Origin of the sequence: Streptomyces eurythermus, assembly GCF_014649115.1 — a bacterium.
Taxonomy (GTDB): Bacteria; Actinomycetota; Actinomycetes; order Streptomycetales; family Streptomycetaceae; genus Streptomyces; species Streptomyces eurythermus.
In genome coordinates, this window is record NZ_BMSK01000005.1 from 40,269 (window position 1) to 64,703 (window position 24,435).

Here is a 24,435-nt window from a genome sequence, read left to right on the forward strand (position 1 = left end):
CAGGGGTGATCCGGCAACCCGCCGTGGCCCCGGCGGCGCAGGGGGCCTCCTCGTCCGCTCCGGGTTCCCCGGTCCGCCCCCGTTCCGGCCGGGGCGGGTGTCACCATGGGGGCGGACATGGGGAGTTCAGGGGGGCGAGTGGAAGACAAGGGACGCGTGGCCCTGCTCATCGGCGTGGGCGCGAACCCGGGGGCGGAACACCTTCTTCCGTCCCTGGCGGCGACGGTCACCGCGGATCTGGAGGCCCTGGGAACCTCCCTGCGCGGCAGCGGGTACGAGGTGCGGACCCTGCTGAATCCCAGCCGGAACGAGATCACGGCGGGCATCACCGAATTCTCCGGCGGCGCGCCCCCGGACAGCACGGTGCTTCTCTACTTCACCGGACACGGCGTCCGGATCGGCACGACCGACTACCTGGTCCCGGCCGACGCCCGCGCCCCCGCGAGCGACGACACGGCCGGCTGGGAGCAGCCCCACGTACGGGAGTCGCTCCTGGAAGCCGACATCAGCCGTTACCTGGCCGACTGCTCGGCCGGCACCGTGCTGTGGGTCATCGACGCCTGCCGCTGGGGCGCGGGCGAACAGGGCGCCGCCTTCGGCAGCAACGTGGTCGCGGGCCCCCCGCACGGCGGCTTCGCCATGATGACGAGCTGCGGCCCCGGCGAGCCCAGCGGTTTCGCGGAGACGGGCAGCTTCTTCACCGCGTCGCTCGCCCGCGCCTTCGACCCGCTGACCGAGGCCACGACGGTGGAGCAGGTGTACCTGGCGGCCAGAGCCGCGACCAAGGCGCTCTCCTTACGGGCACAGCGCCCTCCGCAGAAGGTCGACATCTTCTACGGCCACGACCTGGCGGAACGGACCAGGGCCCTGGAGATCGCCGAGGGCCGGCGGCTGCTCGAACCCTGGCAGGACGTCGTCCGCACGTCCGCCCTCTGGGAGCGGGTGCCGGAGGGCGACGCGGAAGCCGTGGCCCATCTCCAGGACTGTCTGTCCCGCCTCGCCGCCCAGGCCGCCCGCCATGTGCACCGCGCCCAGGAACGGCTGCCGGACCCCTGGGCCGACGACGAGTATCCGGTGCGGCTGCTGACCGAACGCCTCCCCCAGCTGCTGCCCAAGGGCGCCGAGCTGTCCGCCCTGGAGGTCACCGCGCTGATCGCCGGCGTCCTGTTGCACGAGACGGCCTGGGCCGACCGGCTGAGCCAGGCCGCCGAACTGCTTCCGCAGCTGGTGCGGCGCCGCCGGGACGCCGACGGTCAGCGGCGCCACTACGAGCAGATCACCGAGCAGTACCCGCAGATCAGCGAGAAACTCACGGGCGCGTACTCATGGCTTGCGGACCCCGGGGACGACCGGCACGCCGTCACGCTGTGGCTGGTCCACCGCTGGATCGGCGAGCGTTTCGTCACCGACGAGGAGCCCGTACCCGCCGTACTGGCCGACGAGTTCGTGGCCCGGCTGCTGGACGGCACCCCGCCGGCGGCGGGCGAGCGGCTCGGCGGCCGGGCCGGAGCGCTGTCCACGGCGCTGCGCGCGGTCGCCGCCGGGCTCACCGCCGGGGCGCCGCCGGACGACGAGCGGCTGCCGCCGGAACGTCACGTCGTCCGCAGGACACCGTGGCGCCTGCGCGTACGCCCGCTCGCCGCGCTGCTCCGCCTCGCGGGCCTGATCGCCTTCGACACCCGGTGTCTGCCGGAGGTCCTCGCCGAGCATCTCGCCGTCTCCGACGCGGTGGTGCCGGGCGAGGTGATCAGCGTGCTGCGGGACGCCTTCTGGGACCTCGACCAGGACGGGGACACCCCGGCCTCGCTGCATCTGGACGCGGTCTGCCCGCACCCGGCGATACACGCCGCGCTCGCCTCGGTCGTGGAGGACGCCGACGACCTCGGTCACCTGCTGCGGGAGTCGGCCCGCCACCTCCCGCGGGAGGAGTCCGCGTTGCTCCGGGCCCTGCCCGCGCGGCTGTCCGACCACCGCCTCCGCCCGGACCGCGCCCGCGGCACGGACGCGTACGACGTGCCGCTCGCGCGGTTCTCCCTGGCGCAGACCGAGATCCGCCGGCTGCTGATGGGCGAGAAGCTGTACGACGGCCAGCCCGCGCTCGCGCTGCGGGAGCTGTACCAGAACGCCATGGACGCCTGCCGTTACCGGGAGATGCGGGTCAGGTACCTGCGCTCCCTCGGCAGGGAACCGGCCACGTGGGCGGGCCGGATCCGGATCGAGACCGGCGAGGACGGCCGCGGACGTTACGTCGAGTGCGTGGACAACGGCGTCGGCATGACCGTCGACCAGCTCAAGAACACCTTCACCCGGGCCGGCCGCCGCTTCGACCAGTCCCATGCCTTCCGCCGGGAGCAGGCCGCCTGGCTGCGTCACGACAGCGCGCTGCGGCTGTACCCCAACAGCCGTTTCGGCATCGGCGTGTTCAGCTACTTCATGCTCGCCGACGAGATGTCGATCGTGACCCGCCCGGTCGGCACGGACGGCCGCCCCGCCCGGACGGCCTGGCGCGTCGAGATCCCGGTCAGCGGCAGCCTCTTCCGGGTACGCGAGGACGACGAGCGGGACGGGACGATGCTGCCCGAGGGCGGCACCCGCGTGCGGCTGTACCTGCGGCGCACGAGCGCGCTGCCCGACGACTCCGCCGTGGCGGTGCTGCGCTCCCTGGTCCTGCTCAGCGAGTTCCGCCTGGAGGTGCGCGACCGGGACGGCACCGGGGAGACCTGGCAGCCCGGGCGCATCAAGACGGGTGACGGGCCCGGCGAGTTCTCCACCCGGTTCGTCGTCGAGGCCGTGCCCGGCACGTTGTGGTGGGTCTCGGGCAACGGGGCCATCGTGAGCGACGGCATCGCCACGGACCAGCGGCCCTTCGGGTACGTGCTCAATCTGTCGGGCCCGCACGCGGGCGAACTCAGCGTCAACCGCAGGAAGCTGGAGAAGTACGACGTCCTGTGGGCCCGCGAGCAGTTCGCGCGGGGCGCCCACGCACTCGCCACGGGAGCCGCCCTCAGCCTGGGGTGGCTGTGGGAGCTGGAGTCCCGGGAGCCCTCGATCGCCCGGGTGCTGTGGAAGGTCCTGCGGGGGCGTCACGTCCCGGTGACGGACGAGTTGGGCCGGCGGATGGACCTCGACGAGGTCGGCTGGTTCAGGCTGGACAAGTCCCTGGACGACGAGCGCGATCACAAGGAGAAGAAGCTTTCGCAGGCGGTCCGGCCCTGGCGGCTGGCCGTTCTCGGCCCCGAGTTCCGCACCCGGGACCAGGCGGTCCCGCTGTCCCTGGCGGGCCACCCCGTTCCGCAGCCGGGATGGTCGGGCATCGCGGCCAAGGTCGGCGGCGACTGGCGTGCCGCGGTCCTGGCCGCCCGGGCACAGGGCAGGACGGTGGCCGAGGTGCTCCGCGTGTCGCGTGGCCTGCGCATCGCGCATCCGCTCCTGGCCGGACCGGCCGTTCTCCGCGACGGTGACCTGGACTGGAAACCGGGCTTCACCGACTGGTGCGTCATGCAGGGGCTCCTGGGCAGCGAGCCCGATGGGCTGGACGGGCTCCGGACCAGCGTCTGGGGGCAGTCCGTGCCCCGCAGGCGACGGGTCGCCGACGAGATGTACTACCGGCACGCCCCTGACGACCTCTCCGGGATCGTCCGCGCCTCCGCCCGCTTCGACACGCCCCTCGGGGAGCTGGCCGAGGCATGCGCCCGGTACGCGCCCTTCGTGGGCCGGCCGCTGGGTGACGTCCCGGCCCGACACCGCGACCACGTCTGCTCGGAGGCCGAGCTGAGGCTCCTCTACCTGAAGGAGGACAAGCACCGGGCGCGGCCCGCGGTCCACCCCTGGGACGTACCGGTGGTGGCCGCCGCGACCGGCCTGGGCACGGCCGAGGTGACGCGCCGGATGGCCGAGTTCGCCTGGCTGGGCCGCCCCGCGCCCGATCCGGTCCTGGCCGCCCAGTGGGACGCCGTGTCACCGGAGGTGTTCCCGGTCCTGCGTCACTACATCGGCCACGACGGCGCGGGCCGCCCCGTGCTGCCCTGGGCCGCCGCGGTGGACCTGGCCGCGGAGTGCGAACTCACCGTATGGGAGGCCGAACGCCTCCTGGCCCGCGAAACGGAGGCCCTCGGGGTCGTCCACCGCCGGCGCTACACCAGGCGCTCGCCCGGCCGGGACGTGGAGCCCTCCCCCGACACGGGCAGCCTCGTACGGTGGCTGCACGACGCGGGCGTCCGGCTGGAGGACGGCGTCTCGCTGCGGGACCTGGCGTTCGTCCGCTCCCACGAGACGTCGTGGGAGGAACTGTCTTGGTACGCGGACGAGTTGCGGGAGGCCGGGGTGCGGCTGCCCGACGCGGGAAGCCTGCTGCGCGCCTGGGACGACCTGCCGACGCCCAGCAGGTACGCGTTCTCCGGGGAGGACCCCAGCTGGGTGGGCGCCGACTACCCCGTACCGGCGACCTCGGCCGTGCTGTTCACCGGCAGCCAGCGGCTCCGGCAGAAGCTGTCGGTGCTGTGGGACACCGCGCACCGGGAGGCCCGAAGCCTCGGGCTGGACGCCGGCCTCGTCGCCCCGCGCCCGCCCGGGGAACTGGGGGAATTCGCCCCGACCTGGGACGAGACGGCGGTGCTGATCGACACCGGCCCGGACGAGGAACACGACTACGAGTGGTGGGAGACGCCTCGCTGGACCCCGCTCACCGCGAAGGGGCTCGTGGACTACGCCCGCAGCCGCAGTCTCGGCGCGCGGGCGGCGTACCGGGCCCTGGCCCCGCTGCGGGCCGTCGGCGCGCTCGTACCGGAGCTGTCCGAGGAGGACCAGGCCGCTCTGCCGGACGACGTGCCCGCCGCCCACGACGCGGTCGCCGTCGACCCGGCGTACCGGGTCTCCCCGCCCGGGTCCCCTCTGCTGCCGCTCGACCTGGTCGGCATCGCCGGCCGGCTCGGCGAGTCCGTACGGCACACCTGGCAGCGGCGCATCACCCCCTACCTCTCCCTGGAGGAGGAGCCGCCGTCGATCACCGGCGTCCCCGATGTCGTACCCCACTGGCAGGACCTGGCGATCCTCTCCGCGCATCTCGACGGCCGGCTCCCGCAGGCGGCCGGCCCGGTCGGCCGGGACCGGATCGAGCGGTGTGCCCGGGCCGTGGACGAGACGCCCGCGTGGGTGCGCGGGCGGCTGGAGGTGTACGCGGAGATGTTCGGGCTCCGGTTCGAGCCCGCCGACGCCCCGGGAGAGCGGCCCGGGGAAGGGGAGGAGACAGCGTGACGCGGGCCGGTCGGCACGATCACGGCGTGCCGTACGCCGAGGTGGACGCCGGTGACGTCGACGCCGCCCTGTTCACCCAGGAACCCGCCCCGGACGGCCGCGGAGTGATCGTCTCGGGCAGGTGTCCACGCTGTCACGGCACCACCCGGACGCTGTTCCCATGGGCCCGGCCGGGCACGGGGTCGAAGGGCGGACCGGGGCGGCTCTTCGGGAGAGGGACGACGGGCAGGGCGGAGGACGAGCCGGAGCCGCTGCTGGCGGAAGTGCACCTGTGCGAGTGCGGCCACGCCCACCCCCAGTGCCCCCCGGACACGCTGTACGCCGGGTGCGGCGCGAGCTGGCGGATACGGCGGTGAGCACGCGTGCCGACCGGCGCTGGGCCGAACTCGCCCGCGAGTTGGAGTTCACCAGGCTCCCGGAGCTGCGCCGGCAGGCGGAGGGGTGGCGCACCGGCCTCACCGGCCTGACGGCCCTGTTCGCGGTCCTCGTGCTGCTGAAGGGGCGGGACGACCTCGCCGACCTGTCCGAGGCGGCCCGCGCGGCCGCCACCGGGCTGCTGTTCACCGCCTTCGTGCTGCTGGTCGCGGGGTCGCTGCTGGCCGTACGGGCCGCGCACGGGACCGTGGAGCGCGAGATCCTCCTCGGCGGGCAGGCACTGCGCCGCTGGACCGAACGGGAGGTGGCACGCGTGACCCGGGCCCTGGTCTGGGCCCGCCTGTGCTGCGTCCTGGGAGTGGTCCTGGTCGTCGCAGCGCTCTTCGTCGCCTGGATGACGACACCCGCTTCCGGCGGGCAGCCGGTGATCGTGAGGACCGGTACCGACGTGCTGTGCGGGGAACTCGTCCGCGCCGACCGGCACCACGTGGAGATCCGCTCCGGCACGAACGGCAAGGTCGTCTCGGTGCCCTGGTCGGCCATCGCGGGCCTGGAACCCGGCGAGGTCTGCGGGAAAGCGCCGTAGCCCGGGCGCGCGGTTCCCGCCGAAGGCGTCGGCGCTGGAGCAGGACTGGGTCCGTCCCTACCGCTTCAAGGACGACGGCGCGCGGTTCCTGCTGTGCGCCGAGTGCGACTCGATGTGGTGGCCCGGCGAGACCGTGGCCATCCCCTGCGCGCGCCAACTCGACGATGTCGTCTCGGCCCGCCTCGGCGTCGCGGAGCCGTGGGCCGACCGGGTCTGGGCCGACGTCCTCGAGCCCGTGCCCGGCGCCGCGCGCTGACGTGCGCGAGTGACGCTTATCCGGTTGCCGTCGCCGGCGCCGCCGGATAGGAAGCTCGCATGCTGAAGGGCGGCAAGGTCGGGCTCAGGGCCCGGCACGAGGACGACATACCGGTGCTGCGGGCCGGGCTCCACGACGATGTGGTCACCCACTCACGGGCCGAGGGCCGGCCGTGGCGGCCGATCACGCCCGGCGCCGAGAACGCGCCGTTCACGGTGGACGACACCGACCAGCGGACCGCCCAGTTCTCCGTGGTGGAACCGGACACCGGCGCGCTGGCCGGCTCGGCGGTGCTGTGGGGCATCGACACCCACCACCGGTCCGCGCACGTAGGGCTGGGACTGCTGCCGGCCGCCCGCGGCAAGGGCTACGCCACCGACGTGGTCGCGGTGCTGTGCCACTACGGCTTCGTGGTGCGCGGCCTGCACCGGCTGCAGATCGAGACACTGGCGGACAACACCGCGATGCTGCGCGCCGCCGAGCGCAACGGCTTCGTCCGCGAGGGCGTGCTGCGCTCCTCGGCGTGGGTGATGGGCGAGTTCCTGGACGAGGTCCTGCTCGGGCTCCTCGCCCGTGACTGGACCCCGGGCGCGCGGCACTAGGCCCTGTCGCGGTCTCCGCCTCTGCCCTCCCTCCGGTCCCGGCAGCCTCTTCCCGTCACGCCCGGCGCACCCCCTGGAACGGCGAAAAGGCGCTGTTCCACGGGCTTCGGAGCGCGAGTTAGCGTGAAGCGCCGGCGAACCAGGCTGGTCTGACAAGCACTCGGCGGGGCGGCCCCGCGGAGGCACTCAGGAGGCGCCGTGCCCGACGACCGCGACGTCCGGGAGCTGCTCGGCCGGCTGTCCGCCAAGGCGAGCAGCGACTACTGCACCCCGTGCACCACCTTCGACTGGCCGCCCGCGCTGCCCGGGGACGAGTACTGGTTCTCGCCGGAGCTGCTGTCCGTGCACGGTACGGAGTACGCCGACGAGCTCAGCGACGAGCAGCTGTGCGTCCTCAGCCGCTGGGAGAGCGTCAACTTCTACAGCCTCAACGTCCACGGCATCCGTGACCTGCTCATCGAGGTGATGCGACGCGTCCACACGCCCGGCTTCGAGGTGCCGTCCGAGTTCTTCCACCACTTCGTCGGCGAGGAGAACGAGCACATGTGGCTCTTCGCCGGCTTCTGCCTGAGGTACGGCGGCCGGATCTACCCGGACGAGAAGCTCCGGCCGCCCTCCGCCGGCCAGGACCCGGCGCTGGAGAACTTCCTCGTCTTCGCCCGGATCCTGCTCTTCGAGCAGATCATCGACCACTACGACGTACGGCTGGCGGCGGACACCCGGCTGCACCCGGCCATCCGGCGGCTCAACCGGATCCACCACCAGGACGAGAGCCGGCACATCGCGTTCGGGGTACGGCTGGTCCGGCTGCTGTGGGAGCGGCTGACGGAGTCCGGGCTGGACGAGGACGGGCGCCGGGCCGCCGGCCGCTGTCTGTCGGAGTACCTCCGCACGACCATGGCGTCCTTCTACAGCCCGGCCGCCTACCGTGACGCGGGCCTGGCCGACGGGCTCCTCCTGCGCAAGCGGCTCCTGGACCACCCGGCACGGCAGGCCGCGCACGCCCGGGTGCTGCGCAAAGCGACCGGTTTCCTGCACGGGATCGGGGTGCCGGTGACCGTGTGACACCCGCCCCGGTCACCGTCGACGGCGCCCCCGTGAGGGCCGGGTGGGTCAGCGGGAGCCGCCCGGCCCGGGGTCGTTGAACGTGATCCCGGAGAAGTCGCGCCCCTGAAGGACCGGCCCGTTCTGCGTCCCGCCGCTGATGGTGTTGCTGGTGTCGCCCTGGCCGGTCTCCAGGCTCCGCGCCTGCTCGTGCCAGCGCGTCAGGCCGTCCAGAAACCAAGGGTCCTGCTCCGCGCGGAGTCCGAGGACCTCGCTCAGCGCCCTGGCTCGTTCCACATCATGGGGAGCCTCGGCCACGGAGGCCAGTTCGGCCTCCCCGGTCACCGGCTCCGGCGCCTCTCCCTCGGCGGGCCTTCGCCGCACCAGCCCGCTCAACGCCGCCCACAGCTGCCGCCCGGCCTCACCAGCCGCTCCGGTCGCCATCGTCACCAGGAGTTCCGCCGAGATGGAGTCCATGAGCGTCATGCTCTCAGAACGCGCGTCCCGTGGGGAGAAGGCGACCGGCCCCTTCCCGGGGCGGGAGAGGCCGGTTTGCGCGACTATGGCGCGGTCACGGGAATTGCCTTTGTCATATGCCCGCGCTCGGGAGGGCAGACACCGTTCGCCGTCACATAGGCAATGCAAGTCAGGGCGACGACGGCGAATATAACTCTCACTATCGAATGTACCTCGCGCTTCGTGACAGATGCAGACATGGGAGGAACGCAGGCCGAGCACAGCTCCGCCATGGAATGGGGGCGTCAGCGCTCCAGGCATGTCAGATCTTAGCCGGTCGTGCGACGACCTCCGCACGTCAAAGCGATCGGGCGATAACGCATCGATATCGAGAGCCGACGCGGTCGCTCTTACCGCGCAGACTCATTCAGCGCGCTGCACAACTCCGCCAAGGCGCGGGCGGCGCGCTCCTCCTCGACCCGGGCCCCGAGCCGGCGACTGGTTTCGAGGCTCTCCGTCAGGTGGGCCACGGCCTGAGCCGTGCGCCCCGTGTCACGCTCCGCCAGCGCGAGGTCGTAGAGCACATCGGCCTCCTCACCTGCCGCCTGGATCCGGCGGATCACCGCGAGAGCGGCGATGTGCAGGGGAAGAGCCTGCTCAGCGCGACCGGCCGTGCGGTGGGCCCGGCCGGTCCCGTTGAGGGTGAGGGCCTCGCCGCGCCGGTCCCCCACGGCTCGCATCATCCGCAGGACCCTGTCGTACAGGGCGAGGGCCTCCTCGGTCTCCCCCAGCGCGTCCAGGACGCTCGCCAAATTCATCTGCAGAGCTGCCCGGTCCCTTTTGTTTCCCATTCCCTCCGCCACACCGATCGCCTCGCGATAAGCATCCTCGGCGGCCTTCAGGTCCCCCGTCCGCTGGCACAGTTTTGCGATGTTGTTCAGCGTGCTGTAACGGCCTCGCCCGTCCCCGATTTCCGTGAAATCGGCCAGCGCCGAGGTGAAGCATTGCAATGCCTCGCGGTTTTCCGCCAGGTGGAGGTGGGTAATTCCCAGCAAGTTCCTGCTGCGCGCGATCTTCCGCTTGTTGTCCGTTCGCAGCAGGAAATGCAGGGACTTTTTTTGCAGCGCCTGCGCCTCGGCGTACTGACCCGTCTGCCACAGCGGGATCGACAATTGGTGAACGCACTCGCTCTGCAGCTCCCATTCCCCGAGGGCACGCGCGACCTCCAACGCCTCGTTCGCGGCCGACATGGCCTCCGCGTAGCGGGAGCTGTGGGTGTAGACGGCGCCGAGGTCGAGCAGGGCGCGGGCCCGGGCCGCGCTGTCACCTGCGGCTTCCCAGTGGGCGACGGCTCGGCGCAGCAGCGGCTCGGCCGCGAGGACGTGCCCCTCCATATCCAGGAAACCGGCCAACACATGCACGGCAATGGCCAGTTGGCGCTCCGTGCCGTGATGGGCGAGCCAGTCCAGGATGTCCAGAAGATTGGCGCCCTCGGCGATCAGCCAATGCTCGGCCGCCTGCGCGTCGGCGAGTTCCGGACATGACACAACAGGGGGTTCTGTAAAGTCGGCGATCCGCAACCGAAACGGATAAGCCAGCCGGTCAGCCCGGTCCGCGGTGGTCACGTAGTGATCGACCAGGGCACGCACCGCCCGCCGGCAGTCGTCCTCGGACTCCACGCCACCGGCTTCCATCAACGAGCGGGCGTAGTCACGCAAAAGATCGTGGATCGTGAACCGGTACGGAGACTTTTCGGAGACCAGGTGATGGGCCAGGAGTTCTTCCAGCACACGCCCGGCCACCGGGACGGACAACCCGGTCAGCGCCGCCACCGCGTGCGGCGTGAATTCCGTGCCGACATGCAGCCCGATGCGCCGGAAGACCAGTTGCTGCTCCGCGCTCAGCGCACGGTAGGACAGGTCGAAGACGGGTACCAACGCCCGCTCACCGTCGTGCAGTTGGGCTAGGTGGGCGCCACCGGTGCGCAGTTGCCGCAGCAGGTCGGCGGTGCCCCACGAGGGCCGGGCGAGCAGGCGGCTCGCGGCGATCTCGATGGCCAGGGGGAGGTGGCCGCACATCCGGACGATCTCGGCGATGTCCGCCTCGTCGGTGCCGGGCCGCACCCCCAGCCGCCTGGCGAACAGCGCGACCGCGTCCTCGCGCGGCAGCACGTCGAGGGAGACCGGCCGTACCCCGGGAAGCCCGGGAAGCCGGCGGCGGCTGGTCACGATGACGGCCGCCGGGGAGGCTCCCGGGAGCAGCGGGCGGACCTGCTCGGATCCGGCGGCGTCGTCGAGGATCACCAGCATGCGGCGGTCCCGGGCCGTCGCTCGCCACAGGGCGACCAACTCGTCCGTGTCGTGGGGGAGTTCCTTGGCGTCCAGGCCGATGAGCCGCAGCAGTTCGGTGAGGGCCCGGGCCGGTGTGGTGACCGTGCGGTCGGGGTGGGTGCCGCCCAGGTGGAGGAAGATCCGCCCGTCGGGGAAGCGGTCCCGTAATCGGTGCCCCAGATGGACGGCCAGTGCCGTCTTGCCGACGCCGCCCAGCCCGTCGATCGCCTCCACCGTGACGACCACGCCCGGGCTGCCCTGGCCCTCGCAGAGCGCGGAGGTGAGCCGGCGCAGCTCCTCGCGCCGGCCGACCCACGGCACGTCCCTCGGGAGGTTGTCCGGGACCCGGTGGGCCGGTCGCGCGGGCTTCCTCTCGTCGGCACCGGTGCGCCTGAGCAGGGCCGCCGCCGGGGTGCCGGACAGGATGCCCTGGTGGACGCGGTGCAGGCCGCGCCCGGCGTCGAGGCCGATGTCGCGCACGACGCGCTGCCGGGTCCGCTGGAGCAGCCTGGTGGCCTCGGCCGTGCGGTCGCAGCCGTACAGGGCGATGGCCAGCCGCTCGGCCAGTGCCTCGTCCACCGGATGCTCGTCCGCCAGGGGCAGCAGCACGGGCACGGCGTCGGCGAACCTGCCCTCGCCGAGCAGGATCTCGGTACGGGTCATCGCGGCCGCGAGGCTGGTCTCGCCGACGGCGGTCCGCAGGTGCTCCGCCCAGGAACCGGCGATCCCGGCCAGCGGTTCGCCGCGCCACAGCCCGTCCGCCCGGTCCAGCAGGCGCAGGGCGGCCTCCTGGTCGTCGCTCTCCTTGAGGGCACGTGCCTGGTGGACACAGCTCTGGTAGCAGCGCAGGTCCACCCGGTCCGGGTCGACCTGGAGCACGTAGGAGTTGGTGCGGCTGGTGATCGGGGGCGCGTCGCCGCCGGCGATCCGCAGGGAGGCGCGGATCCGGGAGACGTGCGCGTGCAGCGCTTCCCGGGCCTTGCCGGGCGGATGGTCGTCCCAGACCCGGTGGATCAGGGTGTCCACGCTCACGGTGCGGCCCGCGTCCCACGCCAGGGCGGCCAGGGTGAGCCGGGTCTTCGTCGAGCGGAGATCACCGCGCCGGCCGGCCGCTCGTACCTCGACCGCTCCTGAGAGCCGAATCTCGAACTCCACCAGCGTCCTCCCGCCGGTAGGGCCTGCTCCGGGTCTTCGAGAGTGGCATGGAGGCGCTCCCACAGGCCATAACCGGAGCCGAGGAGGCCAAAATTGACCGATAAATAATCTCTTCCGCTCCCACCCTTCCCGCGGTTTCGTTCCCTTCCCTCCCGGAGCGGGGAGTGATTCCTCCAGGAGTCGAAAGGAGTCACTCGTGGGAGCTTCTCCTTCGGACACGCAGCAGGCGCTGCTGGCGGCCCTGGCCGCCATCGGTGCCGACCCGGAAAGCCCCGCCTGGCGCGAGCTGGCCCGGGTCGTGGACAGCGCGGCGCGCGCGGACGCGACGCCGGCCCGGCTCTGGCCCCCGGACACCGCGGGCCCGTACCGGCCGGAGGCACCGCCCTGGCAGGAGTTCGCGCGGGAGCTGGCCGCCGTCGCCCTGCGGGACCCGGCGACGCGGAGCGCGCTCACCGACTGGTTACGGCGGCACACTCCGTCCCCACCGCCGTACCCACCGCCGCCCCCGCCTCCGGCACCCGGTCCGGCGCCGGGCGCGACCGCCAACGCCATCGGCGGGAACGCGGTGCTCCACGGCCCCAGCGTGCAGGCCCGTGACATCCACGGAGGCATCCACTTCCACCCGCCCGCCGAAGCGCCCCGCCCCCGGCCCCCGGTTCCCCGCCAGCTTCCGCCGGTGACGGCGCGGTTCGTGGACCGGGAGGCGGACCGCAGGGCCCTGGACGCGCTGCGCGCCCAGCACCCCGCGCACGCGGCCCAGGTGGTGGTGGTCAGCGGGCTCGCGGGCGTCGGGAAGACCACGTTCGCCTGCCACTGGCTGCACGAGCACGCCGACAGCTTCCCCGACGGCCAGCTGTACGCCGACCTGGCCGGAGGGGCCGTCGACGGGGAGAGCGGGCCGGCCTCGCCCACCACCGTCCTGGAGGCCTTCCTGATCGCGCTCGGCGTGACCGCGCCACCGGCCGGCACCGCGCAGCGCAGCGCGCTGTGGCGTTCGCTGACCTCGGGGCTGCGGCTGGCCGTGCTGCTGGACAACGCCTTCACCGCCGCGCAGGTACGTCCGCTGCTGTCCGGTTCGCCGACCGGGATCACCTTGGTCACCAGCAGGAACAACCTGACCGGACTGCGGGTCGACGGGGCGTCCGTGCACCGGCTGGAGGGGCTGCCGGCCGAGTCGGCCGTACAACTGCTGGCCGTCGGCGGCGGGGCGCGGGTGGCCCGGGAGCCGGCCGCCGCGCAGGAGGTGGTCCGGCTGTGCGGCGGCCTGCCGCTGACCGTCGGGCTCGCCTCCGCGCAGCTCGCGATCCGCCCGCACCATTCCGTGTCCGCCCTGGCCGACCGCCTGTCCCGGGGGCAGGGGGCGGTCGATCTGCTGCGTATCGACGGGGAGGCCGTGATGCGTACCGCGCTGGACATGGCGTACGACGTGCTGCCGGAGGCGAGCGCCAGGCTGTACCGCCGGATGGGAGTGCTGCCCACGGACCGCCACGACCTGTGGATGCTGACCGCCGTCGCGGCCGACGACACGCCACCGCCGGAGGCGGAACACGACACCGACATTGCCGTCCACGCCCTCGTGGAGGCGAACCTGGTGGAGGAGACGGGACCGGGCGTCTACCGGTTCCACGACCTCGTCCAGCCGCACGCCCGCCGGCTGGGCGAGGAGCGCGAGGACCCCGCCCGGCGCACGGACGTAGTGCGCCGGTTCGTCGGCTGGTGCCTGTCCACCGCGGCGTCGGCGGAGCTCATCCTCACCCCGAGCCACCGGCTGCCCGGCCACGACCTGCCGCCCGGCGCGACGGTCGCGCCCACCCCGCTCGACGGCCCCGACGAGGCGCTGGCCTGGCTGGACACCCACCGCAACGGGCTGATGGGCGCCGTGCGGCACTGCGCGCGGGCCGGCTGGCACTCCTCCTGCTGGCGGCTGACGGACCTCATCTGGCCCCTCTTCGTACGGCTCCGCCCCACGGAGATGTGGATCGAGGCACACCGCCTCGGTCTCCGGGCGGCCCGCGAGAGCGGTTCCCGGGCCGGGGAGGGCCGCATGCTGACCTCCGGCGCGATCGGCCTGCGCAACGCCGGACAGTACGCGGAGGCGGCCGACTGGTACCGGCAGGCACTGGAGATGGCCACCGCGGACGGGGATGTACGGCAGCAGGCCCAGGCCCTCAGCGGACTCGGGCACATCGCCCTGCTGACCGACGGGCCCGAGGAGGCACGCGGCCACTTCGAGCGGGCCCTGCGGCTCAGGGAGTCGATCGGCTACCGGCGCGGTGCGGCGCTCACCCGGCGGCGCCTCGGCGAGACCGAGCTGGCCGCCGGCGACCCGGCCACGGCCGCCGCCCACCTGAGACGGGCGCGAGCGGACCTGGACGACCTGGGGGAAACCTACGAGGCCACCCGGGTGCTGGCCCTCCTCGGGCACGTCCTGGTCCGGGCCGGCGACTCCGAGGAGGGCACCCGGCTGTTACGGGAGGCGCTGCCCCGCTTCCGCGCGGGCAGCGCACGCTCGGAGCACTGGGAGGCGCGCTGCCTGGAGTGGCTGGGGCTGGCCGCCGAGTCGCGGGGCGACCCGGCGGAAGCGGCCGGCCATTACGCGGCGGCCCTGGGCCTCCTGCGCCGGCTGAGCCCGGACGACGCCGACCGGCTCGACGACCGGCTGCGGCAGCTGTGAACCCTGCCGCAGCCGACCGCCTGGACGGCCGGCTGCGGCAGCTGCGATCCCCGCCGCGGCCGGTCCGTCCGGCGCCGGCCGGCCCCGCGTCAGCCGGGGAACACCGGCACGACGGCGCGCAGCGCGCCCGGCGCACCCCCGGCGGCCACCCAGGCGTGCAGCACCGAGGCAACCGTCTGGGGCGAGGCCGGGGCCCGGGGCCCGCCCCGCTCCAGCCGGGCGCACCACGGGTCACCCGCCGCCCGCCGCACACCGACCACGCACCCCGCGCCGAAGCCGGGCACGACGGCGGCAAGACACCCCGGATGCTCCGCGAGCAGGTCCCGCACCCGCCGCCGGGCCTCCGTGACCGCCCCGGGCACCAGGCTCACCAGCACGTCGGCGTGGACCCGCAGCTCCGCCGGCCCGTCCGCGTCCGCCCACAGATGCGTGTCACACGGCAGCCGGCCGGGCGGATGGAGACACGGGGAGGGGTGCCGGTACGCACACCCCCGCTCCGTGACCGGCAGCGCGTCGAAGCGGACGAGGGCCGGGCCGTGCGCCGCCCCCGTACGCCAGACGACACAGGCCGGCCCGCCCCGGGAACCGGCCTCCCGGGGCGGGGCGCCGGTGTGCGGCGGACGGAAACAGACGGTGGCCCACGCGGCCCCCGGCTCCGCGCCCCGGACGGCCGCGGGGCGGGCGGGCGACGCGTCCGCCCGGGCGATCGGCGACCGGCGGATCACCGCGCCACTCCCCCTCCGGCCGGAATCTCCCACTGCCGCAGCGAAGGCGGCGGCGGGGGCGGGGAGACGAGCGGCGGCAGGGCGGGTTCCCCCAGCCGCAGCAGGCGGTAGACGACCGCGCGCATCCGCCGGTGGAACTGGCCCGGTGCCGACGACAGCGAGGCGGTCACGTCGTCGTACTGCCCCCGCCGGCGCAACTGCGCCGCGTACTGAAGCTGTTCGGCCAGTGGATACCCCGGGGCGATCACGGGCGCGACGGCGGTCAGCAGCGCGGTCGGGGAGTAGTCGGACACCTCCCGCCGGGGGCCGGGCGTGAGCAGCAGCGTGGCCGGCGTCAGCGCGCCGTACGCGGTCAGCGATCCGTGGTCGCCGATGATCCAGTCGGCCGCGATCAGCAGGGACTGCCAGTCGGCCTCCGGGGGCACCAGCGCGACGCCCCGGTCACGGCAGCCGGCCAGCCAACCGCGCACCTGCCATGTGCCGTGGCCCGCGAACACGTTGGGGTGGACCAGCAGCGCGACGCGGTAGCCGTCGTCCGGCAGCCCGGCGAGCAACTGCGGCAGCAGGGCGTCGAGCCGCCCGAACGTCGAGGCCGGACCCCAGGTGGAGGTGACGACCACGAGACGCTGACCGCTCTCGATCCCCAGGGCGCGGCGGTAGTCCTCGCGCAGTGGCAGGCCCGCCGTGATCCGGTCGACGCACGGGTCACCCACCACGTGCGCGACCGGAAGCGCCTCCGGGCACGACCGCGCCAGTTCCGCCACGTCCCGTTCGTGGGCGTAGGCGATCGCCGCCGGGACCAGGCGGCCTTCGTGCAGCAGATGCTGCCTGCTCAGCATCCCCGGTGCCCTCGGCTCCCCCGGGGCGAGCGAGCTGACGTCGGTGAGCAGTTTGATGTGCCCCGCCCCGTGCGAGACGCGCAGGACCGGAGCGCGCAGTTCGTGCACACCGCGGGACCCCGCGGCCAACGCCAGGTCGAACTCCGTGCGTAGGGCCTCCTCCCAGGGCACCGTGGTGATGCCCAGTTCGTGCAGGTACTGCGTGACCCCGCTGCCGAAGGCGTGCGGGGCGGCGGTGAAGACCAGCTGGACGCGCAGGTCGGACTCCAGCAGACCGAAGACCTCCTGGAGGCGTTGGGCGAACGTCACGGTGTGGACGACCACCAATACCCTCTTGCAGTCTCGTACGGTCAGCCAGTGCCCCTGCTCGATCAGTGCTGGTTTCGTGGTGCTGACGGACATGCGATCCCCCATCGCTCGTCGCCGCGTTCAGCGGTCGACAGGGGACTTCCCGGCCCGGAAGGCACTTTCCTTGCAGGGTCCTTGCAACTCCCTTGCGGGGCCTCCGGGCGGGGTGCCCACGTCAGCTCCGGGCGAAGAACTCCACCTCCGCCAAGGCCAGGTGACGGCCCTGGGACAGGCCCGCCGGGGAGTTCAGAACCAGGCGAACCGTGGTGACATCGCTGAACCCGGTGGGGATCGTCTGCGGGCCCGGCTTGTCGGCGAGGGTGATCTGCTTGCGGTGCACCTCGCCGTCGCGCGTGGTGATCTCCATGTCCATCCGGAGCGCGCGCGCCTCGTCGGCGTAGGCCTCGGGGGACTTGGACGCGCCGTTGGTGATGATCACGTCGACCAGCCGGAACGGCTCGCGGAAGGTGTACGTCACCGACGCGCCCGGCGCGGGCGCGCCCCAGTAGTGGTTGCTCACCCCGTCCGTGGTGTTCCTCGCCGGGTGCCCGGACAGCTCGGCGCTCGCCTTGATGTCCACCGGGGTCACGGCCTTGGGCTTGCCCAGCTTGTCCCGGGTGTCCTCGAACAGGGCACGTCCGGCCGGCAGCAGGAAGAGACCGGCCGCGCACAGCGCCACCAGCAGTCCCAGGATCACCAGCAGCCGCACCCCCCGGCCCGAGCCGGCCCGCACCTTGCGGCGCAGCGGCCACACCGTCCGCCACCACGGCAGCGGGGCCGGCTTCGCCACCGGGGTCAGCTCGGCCGCGCAGCGGCGGCAGAAACGGCGGCCCGGCGGGTTGGGCGTGCCACAGGACGGGCACGGCCTGCCCGCCACCTCCTCCGGCGCCTCCACGGGCCGTACGACGGGACGCGGGGCCACCGGCTTCGCCGGGCGTACGGGCAGCACGGCGTCCGGCGCCGGGCCCTCCGGGGTGGGCGCGGCCGGGGAGCGCGGGCCCGGTGCGTCCGGTGCCGACGGGATACGGGGCCCTACGGGGGGCTGCGCCGCCGCCGGGGGCTTCGGGGGCCGGGGCTGGGCCGGGGGTGTGGCCGCGGTGGCGGGGGTGGTGGGAGTGGTGCGTTCGGGGCGGCGGGGGCCGTCGGTGGGCGCGGGTGCCGGGTGGGTGGCGGAGGCGGGGGGCTCGGCGGGTGCGGCCGGCGACCGGCGAGGTGCGGACGGGGTGTTGGCAGACGTGTCCGACGCATCCCGCTTGCCGGCCGAGGAGTTGGTGGGCGTGGCCGACGAACCCCGGGTGCCGGCCGGAGAGTCGGTGCGCGCGGCTGACGAACCACGGGCGGCGGACGGGGACTCGGCAGGCGAGGCGGTCGAGCCCTGCGTGCCCGCAGAGGAATCGCCGGGCGCCGCTGTCGAACGGCGCGCGTCGGCAGACGGCTCCCCGCCCGTCGCACCCGAACCGGACGGCGTCGTACGGGACTTGGCGTCGGACTCGCCCGACGGCGTACTCGCGGGCTCGGCCCGGTCAGGGGCGATGGCAGGGGGTTCACCCTCGGGGCGGGTGCTCCCGGCCGGCCTCGGCTCCTCCGCCCTTGCCCCGGCCGGCCTCGGCTCCTCCTGCCTGGGCCGCTCCTGCCCAGGCTCCTCCGGCTTCGTCTCGCCGCGCGCCCGGCCCGTCAGGCGGGAGCGCAGCGACGAGGCCCGGGGCTGCGGCGCGGGACGCGCCGGCTCGTCCGCCGGGGCGGGTTCCGGTGCGGGGTCGGCGGCCGGGGGCTCCGGGGCCGGGGGCTCCGGGGCCGGGTCGGGGTCCGAGGGAGTGGGCCGCGCGGGCGTGCTCGGCGCCGGGCTCGTGTCCGACCAGCCCAGATACGTACCGCAGTTGCCGCAGAAGTCGTCCGTGGGGCCGTTCGACGCCCCGCACGAGGGACACGCGCGCATGGCGTCACCTCCCTTCGTCGGTGGGCGGACCGGACAGGATCTCCACCCGGCATTCGGTGTGCACCGGGCACATCACCCGGACGATCTCGCGGACCCGGGCCGGGTCCACCCCCGGCCCGTCGGCGGCCCCTTCCGCCGGCCACACCCGCACCACGGGCCCCGCCCCGGATTCCGCCGGCAGGTCCGTGTCCGGCGTCGCCGACCAGATCGCCGCGCCCGCGTCGGTCACCTCCGCGCGGACGCCCAGGGCGAGCCGCAGCGCCTCGGTCAGGCCCCGGACGGTGCCGCGCCAGCGGTGCAGCTCCACGGCGCGGGTGACGGCCTCGCGGCGCTGTTCCTCGGGCCAGTGGGGGTCGTCGGTGGCACCCACCCAGGACCCGAGCCAGGTCAGGAAGTCGGCCGGGGCCACCCGGGGGTCGAGATAGGCGGGCAGGGTGTCCAGGGTCAGGAAGACGGGGGCCAGGACGGTGTCCAGGCCGGCGGTGAAGCGCTGGGCGAAGTCGTCGTCGGCGTACAGGGCCGGCAGCTGCTCGCCGATCGGGTGACGGCTCGGCAGGCCGGGGACGGCGGCGCGGCTCATCGTCCGCCCTCCGGGTCCACGGCCGTGACGACCACCTGGTGCTGGTACGAGAAGACCAGCGCGCCCTGGGCCAGGTCGATGCGGTCCGTCGGGGCGCCGCGCCGGCCGGTGATCGGGTCGGCCGGGAAGAGGCGGATCTCCTCCACCAGCGCGGTGCCGATGGCGCGTTGCAGCACGCCGAACAGCTCGCCGTACTGCACCGGCCGCCCGAACGGCCAGCCGGTGCCGTCGAGGCCGCCGTGCAGCGGGTTCAGGTGCCGGTACAGCGCGGCGAGCGCCGCGTCGCGCACCCGGTCGGTGTCGCCCGGGGCCGCGGCGAGCCGGGTGACCACGGTGACGCCCTGGTAGACCGGCGGCTCCACCACCAGGCGGGTGCCGATCAGGCGCCGCTCGTCCAGGGACGCGGTGATCGCCTGGAGCACCTGGTCGGAGGGGATCAGCTGCTCGAAGCGGAGCCGGTCGTCGCCCTCGTCGGCGACCGCGTCCGGTACGACCAGGACCCGTACCGCGCCCGCGCCCTGAGCCGCGGGCAGACAGCGCACCCGGCGCACCGAGGGCGCCGCCTGGCGGCTGATGATCTCGTAGTCCTCGGCGGTCACCGCGCGTTCCTGCATGCGCAGCGCCTGCGGGGCGCGCAGCTTGGCGTTCTCGACGGTCTCCCCGGCGACCCCGCCGCGCGCCGCCTCCCGGTTGGTGATGCGGGCGACGTACGGCACGGAGCTGCGCAGCACGGAGATCGCGCCGCGGGCGACGTTGCCGGCCGGGCCGCCGCCGGTGCGGTAGCGGGCCACCCGGATCTGCGCGCCCTTGGGCGGCACGGCGCCGCACTGGCGCAGCGTGCCGTCCGGTTCGCGCAGCGCGGGCGGGAAGCCGAACTCGCCGGCGGTGGCGTCGACCCTCACGTGCCGGTCGGCGGGCCCGGAGCGGCCGAAGTGCTCGACCACCTCCCAGCGCTGCCAGCCGTCGGCGGTGGACACCTCCACGACCGGGGGTTCGCGGTCGAGCAGGACCGGCGGGCGGCCGAGCCGGAACGTCTGCCCGGGCACCCCCTCGGAGGTGCCGAGCGGTACGTCGGTGACGGTCTCGGCGTGCTCCACGGTCATGGTGCCGCCCACGGTGAACACCGCGGCCTCGCGCACGGTCGGGGACTCGGAGTAGAACGGCTGGCCCGGTTCCGGCTCGGTGACCCGGCAGCGCAGCCAGCCGGCCCGGGTGCCGCCGATCACGGAGGCGGTGTGCCCGGCCGGGACGTACACGATGACCTCGCCGGGCCGGTTGAGCCCGCCGGTGGTGTCCGCGCCGGTCTCGCACACCCGCCAGCCGCCGCCGTCCCACGCCTCCCACACCAGCGGGGGCTGGCGCGGGTCCACGCCGACGCCCTCCACCCGGCTGTCCAGGCGTACGGCGACGATGCACCGGGGCACGGCCGTCGGCAGGCCGAACAGCAGGGCGTCGCCCGGCTCGGGCGCGGCCTGGAAACAGGGGATGTCGCGGCCCTCGGAGAGCGTCCCGGTCCGGTCGGTCTGCTCGCCGGTGCGGTGCGCGGTCACCAGGCGCGTCAGCTCGCTGGGCAGGATGTCCAGGTGGTCGGTGGTGGTGAAGACCACGGACTCGTCGCTCTCGCCGCGCGCGGTGGTCACCTCCGTGCCGGTGGGCAGCTCGACGGTGTCGGGCTGCGGTGCCGACAGCCAGAAGTCGACCTCGGCGACGGCGGCGGCCGGCGGGAACAGCCGGATGCCGAGCAGGTCGAGGAAGGCGGTGTAGTTCTTGTCCGGGACCCGGTTCAGCCGGTACAGCAGCTGGTCCACCAGGTAGGCGAACGTCTCGATCAGGGTGACGCCCGGGTCGGAGACGTTGTGGTCGGTCCACTCCGGCGCGCGCTGCTGCACGTACCGCTTGGCCTCGTCGACGAGTTGCTGGAACCGCCGGTCGTCCAGGTTCGGGGAGGGCAGTGCCATCAGTCCGTGCCCCTGTCCTCGGCCCCCTCCTCGGAGGGGATGGTGTAGAAGGGAAAGACCAGGTTGCGCCGGTCGTTGGTGGAGCGCACGGTGTAGTGCACGTCGATGTAGAGGGTGCCGTCCTCGACGGCGTCGAAGGCGACGACCACGTCGTCCACCGAGATGCGCGGCTCCCAGCGTTCCAGGGCCTCGCGGACCTGCTGCGCGATGCGTCCGGCGGTGGCGCCGTCGCCGGGGGCGAAGACGTAGTCGTGGATGCCACAGCCGAACTCGGGGCGCATGGGGCGCTCGCCGGGCGCGGTGCCGAGCACCAGGCGGATCGCCTCCTCGATCTCCCGCTCCCGTTCGACCAGGGCGATGCCGCCGGTCGGGCCGACCCGCAGCGGGAACGCCCAGCCGCGGCCGATGAACCGCTCGCTCATCACAGGCCCCCGATCAGGACGTTGAGGGCGCCGGTCACGATCGTGGCGCCGCACGAGGTCTTGTCGCGTGCCCGCGCGGCCGGCAGCCCGCCGATCAGGACGGTGCCCGCGAGCGGGTTGGGCATGATCACGTTGGCCGGGCCCGCGACGGCGTGCGGCGGCATCGCGCAGGTGTGCTGGCTGCCGACGACGGCGGCGGGCCGGCCGCCGATCAGCACGCGGGCCACGGTCGCGGCGGCGCCGGGCGGCGGGGTGGTGATCACACCGCCGTGACTGGTGGGGTCACCGGTACGGGCTGCGGCCGGCATGCGTTGCTCCTCGGAGGGTTCGGTTGACTGCTGGGGGTGACGGGTCAGTTGATGCGGATGAGCTTGGCCTTCAGGACACCGAGCAGGCCGCCGTCGACGGTGACGTCCGAGCTGCCGGTGACGCTCACCGACCGGCCGCCGACCTTCACGCCGACCCGGCCCTGGATGTCCACGTTCCGGCCCGACACGCTCACATCGCCCCGGCCCGCGTCCAGGGTGATGCCCTTGGCGTCGAGCACGACGGAGGTGAGGGGCTGCCGGCCCCTGGCGTACACCGTCAGCTCGATCCGGTCGCGCCGGTCGTCCAGGAACACTTCGAGGCGCTCGTCGGCGGTGCGCAGGCGCACCCCGGACGGGCCGGGGGCCCTGGCGTCCAGCAGCTCCACCCGGTGCCCGGAGCGGGAGACGAGGGAGCGCCGGTTGACCCTGCCGGTGGTGCCGTCGATCAGCGGGACGTCGTGCGGGGAGGGCTCGTCGACGCCGTTGTACAGCCCGCCGATGACGTACGGGCTGTCCAGCAGGCCCTGTTCGAAGCCGACCAGGACCTCGTCGTTGACCTCGGGGCTCACCACGCCTCCGCCGCCCTTGCCGCCCCACTGCACGGTGCGCACCCAGTCGGTGGTGTACGTGTCGTCCAGCCAGGGGAACCGCAGCTTCACCGCGCCGCTCTCGGCACCGCCCGGCTCGCGCACGTCCGTGACCACGCCGATCGCCAACCCAGGCATGCGCGGGCCGCGGCTCGGCGCGTTGGCGCCGGTCACCAGGCCGGTCAGGGAGCGGTCGGGGCTGGCGCTCACCCACACCGTGGTCCGGTACCCGCCGTGCGGCTCCAGGACGTGCTGCACGGCCGTCGCCGTGTACTTGCCGGAGAACGCCGGGCCGACGTTGCCGAGCGCGACCGGCTTGCCCGCCCGCAGCCGCGGGTTGCCCTCGACCAGGGCCTCCAGGTCCGCGAATCCGGCGCTCACCTGACCGGCGACGGCGTCGGCGACGGCGGTCGTCTCGGCATGGGTGCGGTACGGGGTGTCGGTGACGGTCAGCTTGGACTGCCTGCCGAACCGGGCGGCGAACGCCGGGCTCAGCCCCGGCACCACCGTGTCGCTCTCCACCGACGGCTGCCGCGCCACCAGCGGGCGTTTCGTGGTGACGTCCCAGCCGCGCACCTCCACCTGCGCGGCGCCGTCCGCCGCCGACAGCGAGGCCCGCAGCGCCAGCAGGTTCCGCCCGTACTCCAGCACCATCGGGTTCCGGGTGGCCGGGGTGTCCGGCGCGGGCGCCCCGGACGCCTGCGTCGGCTTGGTGAACTGGAGCACACCCTTGTCGTCCACGCGTACCTGCGCGCCGCTCTCGGCCGCGAGGTACTGCAGGAAGTCCCAGTCGGACACGTTCGCCTGGGACAGCTGCTTGTACGTGACCGGCGCGGCCTCCACGGTGCCGCAGGCCAGCCCGGCCCCGGCGGCCACCTTGCGGACGATCGCGGCCGCCGTCATGTTCCGGTACGCCACCACCTTCCGGCCGCGCTGGAGGCGGTGCGCCTTGGAGTAGGCGCGCACCACCGTGAACGAGCCGGTACGGTCCCGGTCCACCTCCAGGGCGGTGACCTCACCGTCGAACAGCCGCTCGCGGGCCTGCCCGTTCACCGTCACCACCGACACCCTGAGGGGGGTGCCGATGGTGATGCCGACCGCCCGCAGGAACTCGTGGTCGGGGTCGCGGAAGGTGAGCTGTGCCGCGTCCGGCAGGCCCACGTTCTCGTCCACCACGCAGCTCACCAGCTGGGCGGCCCAGACCTGCGGCAGCTCGCCGGGCGTCTCGATGACGGGGTCCGCCGCGAACGACCGGCCGCCCCACGCCTCCGGTGTGGTCACCGCTCCTCCTCACCGCCGGCGTCCCGCAGTCCCGGCACCACCAGTTCGGTGCCGGGCACGAGCGCCATCGGGTCGTCGATTCCGTTCGCCTCCGCGATGACCCGCCAGGCCGTCGCGTCGCCGTACTCCCGCCAGGCCAGCATCGCCAGGCTGTCGCCCGCCACCACCGTGTGCGTGCTGCGGGCGGTGCGCGCGCCGGAGGTCGGGTTCTGGCCCGCCGGGTCGACGCTCGCCTCCTCGATCGACAGCGCGCAGGTGGCCCTGAGCGGCCTGCCGTCCACGTCGAAGAGGGTGTACGTCACCGACAGGCTGGAGAGCACCCCGTCGAACGAGGTGGTCCGCGCGGTGCCCCACTCGAACCGCACCCAGGGGCTGGCCGGCTTCTTCCGGCCCAGGCTGGCCGGGGTCGGCACACACCCCTTCATCAGCTTCTCCACCGCCTGCTCCACGGAGTTGTCGTGGGTGGCGGTGGCGTCCAGGAACACCTCCAGGCTCAGCTCGCGCGGGCCGCTGCCGACGAACTCGGGCAGTGCCGACTCCCCCGCCATCCGGGAGGGGGTGCGCCGCCACTCGGTGGTCTTGCGCAGTTCCAGGGTGGAGGGGTTGAACTGGAGGTTCAGCCGCGCGATCGTGCCGCCGGGCTTGGCTCCGACCGAGGCGGGGGGCTCCCTCAGGGTCAGCTGGGCCCTGGCCCGGCTGGAACGGAACGATGGTGACATG

General features: G+C 74.0%; 18 protein-coding genes. 7 read left to right on the plus strand and 11 right to left on the minus strand.

Features of this window, described 5'->3' with window-relative positions; all coding sequences use genetic code 11:
• Window positions 1–138: 138 nt before the first annotated feature.
• From IE251_RS10435 to IE251_RS10460, 6 genes are all read left to right on the plus strand, one after another.
• A complete protein-coding gene (locus IE251_RS10435; RefSeq protein WP_189752626.1) occupies window positions 139–5,253 on the plus strand; it encodes an HD domain-containing protein in 5,115 nt (1,704 codons plus the stop codon).
• On the plus strand, window positions 5,250–5,609 hold the full coding sequence (locus IE251_RS10440) for a hypothetical protein (RefSeq protein ID WP_189752627.1): 360 nt from the start codon (window positions 5,250–5,252) through the stop codon (window positions 5,607–5,609). Before IE251_RS10435 ends, IE251_RS10440 begins: the two co-directional genes overlap by 4 nt.
• Window positions 5,606–6,214 (plus strand): hypothetical protein, encoded by a 609-nt coding sequence (locus IE251_RS10445; protein ID WP_189752628.1) that lies wholly within the window; start codon window positions 5,606–5,608, stop codon window positions 6,212–6,214. The genes IE251_RS10440 and IE251_RS10445 overlap by 4 nt, the downstream gene beginning before the upstream one ends.
• A gap of 133 nt (window positions 6,215–6,347) precedes the next feature.
• Window positions 6,348–6,470 carry a hypothetical protein gene (locus IE251_RS41685; protein ID WP_267925850.1) on the plus strand — a complete coding sequence of 41 codons (123 nt, stop codon included), beginning with the start codon at window positions 6,348–6,350 and terminating at the stop codon, window positions 6,468–6,470.
• A gap of 59 nt (window positions 6,471–6,529) precedes the next feature.
• The gene (locus IE251_RS10455; RefSeq protein WP_189752630.1) at window positions 6,530–7,072 is read left to right on the plus strand and encodes a GNAT family N-acetyltransferase; all 543 of its coding nucleotides are present in this window, start codon (window positions 6,530–6,532) and stop codon (window positions 7,070–7,072) included.
• Between the two features lie 198 nt (window positions 7,073–7,270).
• On the plus strand, window positions 7,271–8,137 hold the full coding sequence (locus tag IE251_RS10460) for a diiron oxygenase (protein ID WP_189752631.1): 867 nt from the start codon (window positions 7,271–7,273) through the stop codon (window positions 8,135–8,137).
• Window positions 8,138–8,185: 48 nt separating this feature from the next.
• On the opposite strand, the gene IE251_RS10465 is transcribed toward IE251_RS10460, so the two are convergent.
• Together IE251_RS10465 and IE251_RS10470 are read right to left on the minus strand one after the other, a co-directional pair.
• Window positions 8,186–8,593: a hypothetical protein gene (locus IE251_RS10465; RefSeq protein ID WP_189752632.1), complete on the minus strand. Its 408-nt coding sequence runs from the start codon at window positions 8,591–8,593 to the stop codon at window positions 8,186–8,188.
• Between the two features lie 389 nt (window positions 8,594–8,982).
• On the minus strand, window positions 8,983–12,057 hold the full coding sequence (locus tag IE251_RS10470) for an AfsR/SARP family transcriptional regulator (protein ID WP_189752633.1): 3,075 nt from the start codon (window positions 12,055–12,057) through the stop codon (window positions 8,983–8,985).
• 196 nt (window positions 12,058–12,253) lie between these two features.
• On the opposite strand from IE251_RS10470, the gene IE251_RS10475 reads away from it, so the two are divergent.
• Window positions 12,254–14,731, plus strand: a complete 2,478-nt coding sequence (locus IE251_RS10475) for a tetratricopeptide repeat protein (RefSeq protein WP_189752634.1) — start codon at window positions 12,254–12,256, stop codon at window positions 14,729–14,731.
• An 89-nt stretch (window positions 14,732–14,820) separates the two neighbouring features.
• Here the strand turns inward: IE251_RS10475 and IE251_RS10480 are convergent, their stop codons facing one another.
• The 9 genes from IE251_RS10480 to IE251_RS10520 form a co-directional block, all read right to left on the minus strand.
• Window positions 14,821–15,456 (minus strand): hypothetical protein, encoded by a 636-nt coding sequence (locus tag IE251_RS10480; protein ID WP_189752635.1) that lies wholly within the window; start codon window positions 15,454–15,456, stop codon window positions 14,821–14,823.
• The gene (locus IE251_RS10485; RefSeq protein WP_189752636.1) at window positions 15,453–16,697 is read right to left on the minus strand and encodes a hypothetical protein; all 1,245 of its coding nucleotides are present in this window, start codon (window positions 16,695–16,697) and stop codon (window positions 15,453–15,455) included. Before IE251_RS10485 ends, IE251_RS10480 begins: the two co-directional genes overlap by 4 nt.
• A gap of 121 nt (window positions 16,698–16,818) precedes the next feature.
• On the minus strand, window positions 16,819–18,579 hold the full coding sequence (locus IE251_RS40895; RefSeq protein ID WP_229896687.1) for a zinc ribbon domain-containing protein: 1,761 nt from the start codon (window positions 18,577–18,579) through the stop codon (window positions 16,819–16,821).
• 4 nt (window positions 18,580–18,583) lie between these two features.
• Complete coding sequence (locus IE251_RS10495; RefSeq protein ID WP_189752637.1) at window positions 18,584–19,159, minus strand: phage tail protein; 576 nt, start codon at window positions 19,157–19,159, stop codon at window positions 18,584–18,586.
• Window positions 19,156–21,117, minus strand: coding sequence for a putative baseplate assembly protein (locus IE251_RS10500; protein WP_189752638.1), 1,962 nt, complete (start codon window positions 21,115–21,117; stop codon window positions 19,156–19,158). Before IE251_RS10500 ends, IE251_RS10495 begins: the two co-directional genes overlap by 4 nt.
• Entirely contained in the window at window positions 21,117–21,539 is a 423-nt protein-coding gene (locus IE251_RS10505) for a GPW/gp25 family protein (protein WP_030780526.1), read from the minus strand. Before IE251_RS10505 ends, IE251_RS10500 begins: the two co-directional genes overlap by 1 nt.
• Window positions 21,539–21,847, minus strand: coding sequence for a PAAR domain-containing protein (locus IE251_RS10510; RefSeq protein ID WP_189752639.1), 309 nt, complete (start codon window positions 21,845–21,847; stop codon window positions 21,539–21,541). Before IE251_RS10510 ends, IE251_RS10505 begins: the two co-directional genes overlap by 1 nt.
• A gap of 44 nt (window positions 21,848–21,891) precedes the next feature.
• Window positions 21,892–23,715 carry a VgrG-related protein gene (locus IE251_RS10515; RefSeq protein WP_189752640.1) on the minus strand — a complete coding sequence of 608 codons (1,824 nt, stop codon included), beginning with the start codon at window positions 23,713–23,715 and terminating at the stop codon, window positions 21,892–21,894.
• Complete coding sequence (locus IE251_RS10520; protein ID WP_189752641.1) at window positions 23,712–24,434, minus strand: CIS tube protein; 723 nt, start codon at window positions 24,432–24,434, stop codon at window positions 23,712–23,714. The genes IE251_RS10515 and IE251_RS10520 overlap by 4 nt, the downstream gene beginning before the upstream one ends.
• Window position 24,435 lies beyond the last annotated feature (1 nt).

Bases quoted from the DNA above. Each gene is read 5' to 3' on its own strand.
- IE251_RS10455 (WP_189752630.1), top strand. From the start codon at position 6,530: ATGCTGAAGGGCGGCAAGGTCGGGCTCAGGGCCCGGCACGAGGACGAC.
- IE251_RS10465 (WP_189752632.1), bottom strand. From the start codon at position 8,593: ATGGACTCCATCTCGGCGGAACTCCTGGTGACGATGGCGACCGGAGCG.
- IE251_RS10485 (WP_189752636.1), bottom strand. From the start codon at position 16,697: ATGTCCGTCAGCACCACGAAACCAGCACTGATCGAGCAGGGGCACTGG.
- IE251_RS40895 (WP_229896687.1), bottom strand. From the start codon at position 18,579: ATGCGCGCGTGTCCCTCGTGCGGGGCGTCGAACGGCCCCACGGACGAC.
- IE251_RS10495 (WP_189752637.1), bottom strand. From the start codon at position 19,159: ATGAGCCGCGCCGCCGTCCCCGGCCTGCCGAGCCGTCACCCGATCGGC.
- IE251_RS10500 (WP_189752638.1), bottom strand. From the start codon at position 21,117: ATGGCACTGCCCTCCCCGAACCTGGACGACCGGCGGTTCCAGCAACTC.
- IE251_RS10505 (WP_030780526.1), bottom strand. From the start codon at position 21,539: ATGAGCGAGCGGTTCATCGGCCGCGGCTGGGCGTTCCCGCTGCGGGTC.
- IE251_RS10510 (WP_189752639.1), bottom strand. From the start codon at position 21,847: ATGCCGGCCGCAGCCCGTACCGGTGACCCCACCAGTCACGGCGGTGTG.
- IE251_RS10520 (WP_189752641.1), bottom strand. From the start codon at position 24,434: ATGTCACCATCGTTCCGTTCCAGCCGGGCCAGGGCCCAGCTGACCCTG.